At 71.0% G+C, this 9,578-nt stretch carries 10 protein-coding genes; 3 read left to right on the plus strand and 7 right to left on the minus strand.

Going from position 1 to position 9,578, the window contains the following annotated elements; all coding sequences use genetic code 11:
- The 7 genes from truB to rimP form a co-directional block, all read right to left on the minus strand.
- The gene (gene truB, locus ACIQBL_RS47785) at nucleotides 1-906 is read right to left on the minus strand and encodes a tRNA pseudouridine(55) synthase TruB (RefSeq protein ID WP_401955265.1); all 906 of its coding nucleotides are present in this window, start codon (nucleotides 904-906) and stop codon (nucleotides 1-3) included.
- Nucleotides 903-1,352: a 30S ribosome-binding factor RbfA gene (gene rbfA, locus ACIQBL_RS47790; RefSeq protein ID WP_401955267.1), complete on the minus strand. Its 450-nt coding sequence runs from the start codon at nucleotides 1,350-1,352 to the stop codon at nucleotides 903-905. Before rbfA ends, truB begins: the two co-directional genes overlap by 4 nt.
- 71 nt (nucleotides 1,353-1,423) lie before the next feature.
- On the minus strand, nucleotides 1,424-1,717 hold the full coding sequence (locus ACIQBL_RS47795) for a DUF503 domain-containing protein (protein WP_019064765.1): 294 nt from the start codon (nucleotides 1,715-1,717) through the stop codon (nucleotides 1,424-1,426).
- Nucleotides 1,718-1,854: 137 nt separating this feature from the next.
- The gene (infB, locus tag ACIQBL_RS47800) at nucleotides 1,855-5,034 is read right to left on the minus strand and encodes a translation initiation factor IF-2 (RefSeq protein WP_401955270.1); all 3,180 of its coding nucleotides are present in this window, start codon (nucleotides 5,032-5,034) and stop codon (nucleotides 1,855-1,857) included.
- Between the two features lie 147 nt (nucleotides 5,035-5,181).
- Entirely contained in the window at nucleotides 5,182-5,460 is a 279-nt protein-coding gene (locus ACIQBL_RS47805; protein ID WP_078651745.1) for a YlxR family protein, read from the minus strand.
- 90 nt (nucleotides 5,461-5,550) lie between these two features.
- The gene (nusA, locus tag ACIQBL_RS47810; protein ID WP_401955272.1) at nucleotides 5,551-6,549 is read right to left on the minus strand and encodes a transcription termination factor NusA; all 999 of its coding nucleotides are present in this window, start codon (nucleotides 6,547-6,549) and stop codon (nucleotides 5,551-5,553) included.
- A 2-nt stretch (nucleotides 6,550-6,551) separates the two neighbouring features.
- Nucleotides 6,552-7,076 carry a ribosome maturation factor RimP gene (rimP, locus tag ACIQBL_RS47815; protein ID WP_401955274.1) on the minus strand — a complete coding sequence of 175 codons (525 nt, stop codon included), beginning with the start codon at nucleotides 7,074-7,076 and terminating at the stop codon, nucleotides 6,552-6,554.
- A gap of 333 nt (nucleotides 7,077-7,409) precedes the next feature.
- Here rimP and ACIQBL_RS47820 point away from each other — a divergent pair, with 333 nt between their 5' ends.
- From ACIQBL_RS47820 to ACIQBL_RS47830, 3 genes are read left to right on the plus strand one after another with little or no spacing between them, the layout of a single operon-like run.
- Nucleotides 7,410-8,012 (plus strand): hypothetical protein, encoded by a 603-nt coding sequence (locus tag ACIQBL_RS47820; protein WP_401955276.1) that lies wholly within the window; start codon nucleotides 7,410-7,412, stop codon nucleotides 8,010-8,012.
- A complete protein-coding gene (locus tag ACIQBL_RS47825) occupies nucleotides 8,009-8,473 on the plus strand; it encodes a ferritin-like domain-containing protein (RefSeq protein ID WP_401955278.1) in 465 nt (154 codons plus the stop codon). The genes ACIQBL_RS47820 and ACIQBL_RS47825 overlap by 4 nt, the downstream gene beginning before the upstream one ends.
- A 51-nt stretch (nucleotides 8,474-8,524) precedes the next feature.
- Nucleotides 8,525-9,415, plus strand: coding sequence for an aminoglycoside phosphotransferase family protein (locus ACIQBL_RS47830; RefSeq protein ID WP_401955280.1), 891 nt, complete (start codon nucleotides 8,525-8,527; stop codon nucleotides 9,413-9,415).
- Nucleotides 9,416-9,578: the final 163 nt, after the last annotated feature.

The following is a 9,578-nucleotide window of genomic DNA, read 5'->3' on the forward strand; positions in this document are numbered from 1 at the left end:
TCAGGCGAAGACCGCGAGGCTCTTGGCCTTGCCCTTCTGTTCCTCCACGAGTGCCAGGAAGCGGCCCTCGGGGTCGAAGACGCCGACCGCGCCGACGCCCGTGTACTCCTCGGGGATCTCCAGGCGGACGCCGTTGAGCAGGAGCTTCGCCCGCCGGGTGTCCACGGACCAGCGGGGGAACGCGGCCTCCGCGGCTTCGGCGATCGGCATCACGGTCAGCTCCTGCTGGAGCTGGTCCAGGGTCCTGGCCGCGTCGAGCTTGTACGGGCCGACGCGGGTGCGGCGCAGGGCGGTCAGATGTCCGCCCACGCCGAGGTCCGCGCCCAGGTCGCGGGCCAGCGCCCGGATGTAGGTGCCGGACGAGCAGACCACCGAGACCACCAGGTCCAGGACGGGGGTGCCGTCCTCGGCTACGGCGTCCCGGACGTCGTAGACCGCGAAGGAGGAGATGGTGACGGGGCGGGCGGGGATCTCGAAGTCCTCGCCGTCGCGGGCCCGTTTGTACGAGCGCACGCCGTTGATCTTGATGGCGCTGACCTTGGAGGGGACCTGCATGATCGCGCCGCTGAGCTTGGCGATCCCGGCGTCGACGGCGTCCCGGGTGACCTTCGAGGCGTCGACCGACCCCGTGATCTCGCCCTCGGCGTCGTCGGTCAGGGTCGTCTGGCCCAGGCGGATCGTGCCCAGGTACTCCTTCTCCGTGAGGGCGAGATGGCCCAGGAGTTTTGTCGCTTTCTCGACACCGAGGACGAGTACGCCCGTCGCCATGGGGTCGAGGGTGCCGGCATGCCCGACGCGGCGGGTGCGGGCGATGCCGCGCATCTTGGCGACCACGTCGTGCGAGGTGAAGCCCGACGGCTTGTCGACGATGACAAGGCCGTCGGGCGTCTGGGTTTTCTCGGTCATTCGGAGGCGTCGTCCTCGTCGTCCTCGCCGGGCTTCTTGTACGGGTCCGCGTCACCCGCGTAGGCGGCGCCCGCCGAGACCTCGCGGACCTTCTCGTCGGACTGCCGTGCCTTGTCGAGGAGGTCCTCGATGGTCTTGGCGGTGTCCGGGAGGGCGTCCGCGACGAAGGTCAGGGTCGGCGTGAACTTCACGCTGGCCGCCGCGCCGACGGCGGAGCGCAGGACGCCCCTGGCGCTCTCCAGACCGGCTGCCGCCTCGGCCCGCGTCTCGTCGTCGCCGTAGACCGTGTAGAAGACGGTCGCCTCCCGCAGGTCGCCCGTGACGCGGGTGTCCGTGATGGTGACGTGGGTGCCGAGCCGGGGGTCCTTGATGCCGCGCTGCAGCTTCTGGGCCACCACCTCTCGGATGAGGTCCGCCAGCCTCTTGGCACGCGCGTTGTCGGCCACTGGTCCGTCTCCTTAGTAACTACGTCTTGCTGCAACTACGTCTTGCTGCTTGCTTCGGTCTTCGTCCGGCTTCAGTCTTCGTCGCTGTGGAGTCTGCGTCGAACGGAGAGCAGTTCCACCTCGGGCCGCGCGGCGACGAGTCGCTCGCAGCGGTCCAGTACGTCGGTGAGGTGTCCCGTGTCCCCGGAGACCACCGCGAGCCCGATCTCGGCCCTGCGATGGAGGTCCTGGCTGCCCGTCTCGGCCGCGCTCACCGCGTACTTGCGCTGGAGCTCGGCCACGATCGGACGGACGAGAGAGCGTTTCTCCTTCAGCGAGTGGACGTCGCCGAGGAGCAGGTCGAAGGACAGAGTCCCCACATACATGTGTGTCCGGATGTCCCGCCGGTTCGGGGTATGGGCGCCGGTCTCGGACGCCGATACAGGAACCGTACACGCAACAGCCGGGGCCGATCGACGGAATTCTGTCCCCGCCGACCGGCCCCGATCGCGTGCTGTGACGATCAGCCGCGAGGCTTCTCGCGCATCTCGTACGTCGCGATGACGTCGTCGACCTTGATGTCGTTGAAGTTGCCGAGGTTGATACCGCCCTCGAACCCTTCGCGGATCTCGGTGACGTCGTCCTTGAAGCGACGCAGACCGGAGATGTTGAGGCTCTCGGCGATGACCTTGCCGTCGCGGACGAGGCGCGCCTTGGTGTTGCGCTTGACCTCTCCGGAGCGGACCAGGACACCGGCGATGTTGCCCAGCTTGGACGACTTGAAGACCTCGCGGATCTCCGCCGTGCCGAGCTCGACCTCCTCGTACTCCGGCTTGAGCATGCCCTTCAGGGCCGCCTCGATCTCCTCGATGGCCTGGTAGATCACCGAGTAGTACCGGACGTCGACGCCCTCGCGCTCCGCCATCTGCGCCGCGCGGCCCGCAGCGCGGACGTTGAAGCCGATGACGATCGCGTCGGAGCCGGTCGCCAGGTCGATGTCCGACTCGGTGACCGCGCCCACGCCGCGGTGCAGGACGCGGATGTCGACCTCTTCGCCGACGTCGAGCTGGAGCAGCGAGGACTCGAGAGCCTCCACCGAACCGGACGCGTCGCCCTTGATGATGAGGTTGAGTTCCTGCACCAGACCGGCCTTGAGGGCCTCGTCCAGGTTCTCCAGGGAGAACCGGACTCCGCGCCGGGCGAAGTTGGCGTTGCGCTCGCGCGCCGCGCGCTTCTCGGCGATCTGACGTGCCGTGCGGTCCTCGTCGACGACGAGGAAGTTGTCGCCGGCGCCCGGGACGTTGGTGAGTCCGAGGACGAGGACCGGGGTCGAGGGACCCGCCTCTTCCACGTTGTCGCCCTTGTCGTCGAGCATCGCGCGGACACGGCCGTACGCGTCGCCGACCACCATGGTGTCGCCGACCCGCAGGGTGCCTCGCTGGACCAGGACGGTCGCGACGGCGCCGCGGCCACGGTCGAGGTGGGACTCGATCGCGATGCCCTGCGCGTCCTGCTCCGGGTTGGCCCGCAGGTCGAGCGAGGCGTCCGCGGTGAGGACCACGGCCTCCAGCAGGGCGTCGATGTTCAGACCCTGCTTGGCGGAGATGTCGACGAACATGGTGTCGCCGCCGTACTCCTCGGCCACCAGCCCGAACTCGGTGAGCTGACCGCGCACCTTGGTCGGGTCGGCGCCCTCGACGTCGATCTTGTTGACCGCGACCACGATCGGCACGTCGGCCGCCTTGGCGTGGTTCAGCGCCTCGATCGTCTGGGGCATCACACCGTCGTTGGCCGCCACCACGAGGATCGCGATGTCGGTCGACTTGGCACCGCGGGCTCGCATGGCGGTGAACGCCTCGTGACCCGGGGTGTCGATGAAGGTGATGCGACGCTCTTCGCCGTTGACCTCGGTCGCGACCTGGTACGCACCGATGTGCTGGGTGATACCGCCGGCCTCGCCCGCGACGACGTTCGTCTTGCGGATGGTGTCGAGGAGGCGGGTCTTACCGTGGTCGACGTGACCCATGACGGTCACGACCGGCGGACGCGCGACGAGGAACTCCTCGCCACCCTCGTCCTCGCCGAACTCGATGTCGAAGGACTCGAGCAGCTCGCGGTCCTCCTCCTCGGGGCTGACGATCTCCAGGACGAAGTTCATCTCGTCCGCGAGGAGCTTCAGCGTCTCGTCGGAGACGGACTGCGTGGCAGTGACCATCTCGCCGAGGTTCATCATCACGCCGACGAGCGACGCCGGGTTGGCGTTGATCTTCTCGGCGAAGTCGGTGAGGGACGCACCGCGCGACAGACGGACGGACTGTCCGTTGCCACGAGGGAGCATCACACCGCCGACCGACGGGGCCTGCATGGCCTCGTACTCCTGGCGCCTCTGCCGCTTCGACTTGCGACCGCGACGCGCGGGACCACCGGGACGGCCGAAGGCGCCCTGTGTGCCACCGCGGGCACCCGGACCACCGGGACGACCACCGAAACCGGGACGGCCACCGCCGCCACCGGCGGGAGCACCCGGACGGCCGGCGAAACCGCCGCCACCGCCACCGGGACCCGCGGGACGACCGGCGAAACCGCCACCGCCGCCACCGGGACGACCGGCGAAGCCGCCGCCGCCACCGGGACGACCGCCGCCGGCACCGGGACCGCCGGGACGACCGCCGCCGGCACCGGGACCACGGCCACCGGGGCCGCCACCGGGACGGGGGCTGCCCGCAGCGGGACGCTGCGGCATCATGCCGGGGTTCGGACGGTTGCCACCGGGGCCACCGCCGGGACGCGGAGCGCCGCCCTGCGGGCGGGGCATGCCGCCCGGGGTCGGACGCGCGCCACCCGGAGCGCCGGGACGGGGACCGCCCGCAGCACCCTGGGGACGGGGACCGCCCTGACCGGCACCCTGCGGACGCGGAGCGCCACCAGGAGCACCACCGGGACGGTCCTGGCCGCCGGGCCGCGGGGCACCGGGACGAGGCGCGCCGGGGCGCGCCATGCCGGTGGAACCACCGGAGGTGAACGGGTTGTTGCCCGGACGGGGACCGGCCGGACGAGCACCGGGACGCGCGCCCTGGCCGGCCGGACGCGGAGCGCCGGGACGGTCACCGCGGTCACTGCGCTCGGGACGGTCGCCACGACCCTGACCGCCCTGGCCGGGACCGGCCGGACGCGCGGCGCCCGGACGGGGAGCCTGGCTCGCCGGACGCGGGGCGCCCGGACGGGGTGCGGAGCCGCCGGTGGAGGCAGGGGCGGCCGGAGCCGCGGGAGCCGCCGGAGGCGCGGTGAACTCGGGCGTGGTCGGCGCCGGCGAGGCCGGGGCCGGACGCGGCGCGGGCCGCGGGCCCGGACGGGGGCCGGAGCCGCCGATGGAGGCCGGAGCCGCCGGTGCGGCGGGAGCCGCGGGGGCGCTCTCGGCGACGGCCGGCTTCGGGGCCGGCGGGCGCGGGGCGGCAGGACCCGGACGGGCACCCTGCGCCGGAGAGGGGGCTCCCGGACGGGCCGGGGCAGCCTTGCGCGCGGGGGCGGGCTTGCCGCCTCCGCTGCCCTGCTGGAGGGCGTCTGTCAGCTTGCGTACAACGGGCGCCTCGATCGTCGAGGACGCCGAACGGACGAATTCACCGAGTTCTTGGAGCTTGGCCATGACGACCTTGCTCTCCACCCCGAACTCCTTGGCGAGTTCGTATACCCGGACCTTAGCCACTTCGCTCCTTTTAGGTCCGGGTTGCGTCCGGACCGTCGCTACTTCATGGGCGTACTCATCGCGTGCTCATCGAGTGCTCATCGCAATCTCGACCTACTTCCAACTCGCGGAATACCGGGCCGCACGGAGGTTCCGTACGACTCGCTCTTACGGTGTCGCCTGCTCGACGTAGAGGCGCAACGCCTTTGTGTCGAGCGATCCCTGGGCACGCAGCGCCCGCGGGAACGCCCGGCGGCGTACCGCCAGGTCGAGACAGACCAGGGCGGGATGCAGATACGCACCCCGGCCGGGCAGCGTACCGCGATGATCGGGGACGCATTCACCCTCGACCGCCACGATGCGCAGCAGTTCCTTCTTGGCCGCTCGCTCCCGGCACCCCACACAGGTGCGCTCAGGGCATGCGCGGGCTCGCGTCCGGCCAGACACTGCTAAGTCTACCTCCCCGCACCGACCTCACCCCTTTGGGGCAAGAATCGAACGGTTGTTGTCGTGATCTCAGCCCCTCGCGGCCGAGATCTATTCCCCGGGCTGGTCGGACGGCTGTTCGGTGTCCGGACGGATGTCGATCCGCCAGCCCGTGAGGCGGGCCGCGAGTCGGGCATTCTGCCCTTCCTTGCCGATCGCCAGCGACAGCTGGTAGTCCGGCACCGTCACGCGCGCGGAGCGGGCCGCGAGGTCCACCACCTCGACCCGGGAGACCCGGGCCGGGGACAGCGCGTTGGCCACCATGTCGGCCGGGTCGTCCGACCAGTCGACGATGTCGATCTTCTCACCGTTCAGCTCGCCCATCACCGCGCGCACCCGGCCGCCCATGGGGCCGATGCAGGCGCCCTTGGCGTTCAGGCCGCTGCGGGTGGAGCGGACGGCGATCTTCGTGCGGTGGCCGGCCTCGCGCGCGATGGCGGCGATCTCCACCGACCCGTCGGCGATCTCCGGCACCTCCATGGCGAACAGCTTCTTCACCAGATTGGGATGCGTACGGGACAGCGTCACGGACGGCCCCCGCACACCCTTGGCCACCCGGACGACGTACGACCGAAGCCGCATGCCGTGCGGGTACGTCTCGCCGGGCACCTGCTCCTGCACCGGCAGGATGGCCTCCAGCTTGCCGATGTCGACGAGCACGTTCTTCGGGTCGCGGCCCTGCTGGACCACGCCGGTGACGATGTCGCCCTCACGGCCCGCGTACTCGCCGAGCGTCGCGTCGTCCTGGGCGTCGCGCAGCCGCTGCAGGATGACCTGCTTGGCGGTGGTGGCGGCGATACGGCCGAAGTCGGACGGGGTGTCGTCGAACTCGCGCGCCTCCTGCCCCTCCTCCAGGTCCTCGGGGTCCTCCTTCGCCCACACCGTCACGTGGCCGGTCTCCCGGTTGAGCTCCACGCGCGCGTGGTGGCGGCTTCCCTCGGTGCGGCGGTAGGCGATGAGGAGCGCCGACTCGATCGCCTCGACCAACAGGCTGAAGGAGATCTCCTTCTCCCGTACCAAGCCCCGCAGGGCACTCATGTCGATGTCCACGGCTACGCCTCCTCTTCGTTCTCGGTGTCTTCTGCGTGCTCTTCGTTCTTGCTCTTGCGGTTGAACTCGACCTGGACGCGGGCCTTGACTACATCCGCGAGGGCGAGCCGCCTGGCGGTGGGCCTGCGCCCCTTCACGCCGGGCACCTCGACGTCGATGCCGTCGTCGTCCACCTCGATGATCCGGGCGACCAGCTCACCGCTCCCGGCCAGCTGGAACCTCACCAGCCGGTCGGTGGCACGCACGTAGTGACGGTGCTCGGTGAGCTCGCGCTCGGCACCGGGGGTCCCGACTTCCAGGGTGTACTCCCCCGCGCCCATCGCGTCGGTCTCGTCGAGCTTCGCGGAGAGCGCGCGGCTCACATCCGCGATCTGGTCCAGATCGGCGCCCGTGTCGGAGTCGACGACCACGCGCAGCACCCGCTTGCGTCCGACCGAGTCCACTTCGACCTCTTCGAGATCGAGTCCCTGGGAGCTGACGAGCGGTTCCAGCAGTTCTCGCAGCCTCTCGCTCTGGGTCGTGCTCATCCGGGTGACTCCTCGGCCGCGTGTGCTGTTGTGGGTAGGGCGCGTGTCTGCTCAAAGGGTATCCGGTCGCGGGGTGTGTTGCCGCCCACGTATGCCTCCGGCGGTGGAGCGGGGCGCCTTTGAGCTCGGGTGGTTTCGGTTGTCGGGCGAGTGCCGGTTGTGGTGGGCCGGTCGCGCCCACGCGGCGGAGCCGCACATCGATTCAGCCCCGCGCCCCTTAGGTGGGTCTACGAGCCGGTGACATCAGTTCGGGGGGCGCGCGGGTACCGTGATCACGGGCGCGCAGCCCTTCCCGTGTTTTCGTTCGTACGAGCCCCCCGAGGACGATCTGCCGTGCCGTTCCCCCCACCTCCGCGCACCCTCCCGGGGCCGCGCAGAAGGAGCCTGCTCGCCTCGGCCGCCGGAGCCGCCCTCCTTGTGGGGTGCTCCAGCAATGCCGACGACTCCGAGAACACCGCGGGCAGCCCGTCGGCCGCCGAACCCGCACGCGCGCGTGCGGCCACCGACAGCGAGACCCTGCTCCGGCGCTACGACGCGGCACTCGCCGCCCACCCGACACTGGCGGACCGCCTGACCCCGCTGCGCGCGGAGGTCGTCCGGCACGCGGCGGCCTTCGGCGGCGGAAGCGGCGGCTCTACGGCCACGTCCTCCGCTACGGCCAGTGCCTCGCCGTCGGTATCGGCCTCGGTTTCGGCCTCGGTTTCGGCCTCGGTTTCGGCCTCGGTTTCGGCCTCGGTTTCGGCCTCGGTTTCGGCTTCCGCCGTACCCGCGACTCCGAGCGACGCCCTTGCCGAGCTGGCCGCCGCCGAGCGGACCCTCGCCGACCGGCGGGCCAAGGCGCTGCTCGAACTGCCCGGTGAGCTGGCCCGGCTGCTGGCCTCGGTGGCCGCCGCCGGTGCCGCGCACGCGTATCTGTTGACGGAGGGTGCCAAGTGAGCGAGGAGAAGGCCGCGGAACTGACGGCGCTGCAGGCGGCACTGGCCGCCGAGCACGCGGCGGTGTACGGCTACGGCGTGGTCGGCGGCCGTATCCGCGAAGGCCGGCGCACGGAGGCCAAGGCGGCCTACGACGCCCACCGCGCCCGGCGCGACGCACTCGTGCGCGAGGTGCGGGACCTGGGCGGCAAGCCGGTGGCCGCGTCGGCCGCGTACGCGCTGCCGTTCCCGGTACCGGACTCGGCAGCGGCGGTACGGCTCGCCGCGGAGCTGGAGGACCGGGTGGCCGGGGTCTATTCCGACCTCGTGCGGGCGTCGACGGACGGGCTGCGCGGTACGGCCACCGAGGCGCTGCGGGAAGCGGCGGTCCGGGCGGTGCGGTGGCGCGGCGGGAGCGTACCCTTCCCAGGTCTCGCCGAGCGGGCCGCGATCCCCACGGCCTCGGTGACACCCACAGCGTGATCCGCACGGGGACGCAGGACGGCAGGACCGCAGGAAGGGAACAACTCGCGCATGGCTTTCGAACCGCCGCAGCGTCTGGTGAGGGCGCTCGGTGAGACGGCACCGAGCGGTGACGACTGGTTGGAGAAGCTGCCCGAGGTGGCCCAACAGGCCGTTGATCTACGCGGGTTGACTGTGGAGCGGGTGCAGGTGCCGGGTGGGCGCAGCAGCCTGGTCGTGCTGGTGCGGAGGCCTGACGGGACACCGGCGGTACTGAAGCTGGCCCCGCGCCGGGCTCGGCCCGAGAGCGAGCGGGCCGCGCTGGCCCACTGGGGTGGGCGGGGTGCCGTGCAGCTGGTCGAGGAGTCGGCCGGTGAGGGTGTGCTGGTGCTGGAGCGGTTGCATCCGGATGTGTCGGTGCGGTCGTTGCCCGAGGCGAAGGCGTTGCTGGAGGCGGCGGGGACGTTGCGGCGGCTGTGGGTGGAGCCGCCGGCGGACCATGTCTTTGAGACCGTGAGCGAGCGGACCGGACGGCAGGCGGCGGCGATGCGGGGCGCGTCCGCGGAGGTGGCGCCACTGGTGAGCGCGGCTCTCGAAGCGCGTGAGGAGCTGTTGGCTGCGCCGCCGGAGCAGCGGTTGCTGCATGGGACGTTTCGGCAGAGCAAGGTGTTGGCCGGGGATCGGGTGCCGTGGTTGGCCGTGGGGCCGGATCCGGTGGTGGGTGAGTGCGCGTTCGATCTTGCTCGGTTGGTGCGGGATCGGGTGGAGGATCTGATCGCTACGCCTTCGGGGGCGTCCACAACTCGGCGGCGGGTCAAGCGGCTTGCCGAGTCCTTGGATGTGGATCAGGAGCGGTTGCGGGGGTGGACGTTGTTCCGGGCGGTCGAGTCGGGGGTGAGGGCGCTTCGGGTGGGGCGGCCTCGGGATGCTGAGTTGTTGCTGGAATTTGCCGGGTGGCTTTAGGTCGTCTTTTAGCTGCGGGTGCGTTGTGGCTGGTCGCGCAGTTCCCCGCGCCCCTAGATGGCCGGCGTTAGGGCGCGTATCGGGTCGTGATCAATCTGCCGATTCGCCTTTGTGGTGGGGCCTGAACCGGTAGATGTTCTTCCGTGACACGAGTGCAACTGAC

It is taken from the genome of Streptomyces sp. NPDC088350, assembly GCF_044753545.1.
GTDB lineage: Bacteria > Actinomycetota > Actinomycetes > Streptomycetales > Streptomycetaceae > Streptomyces.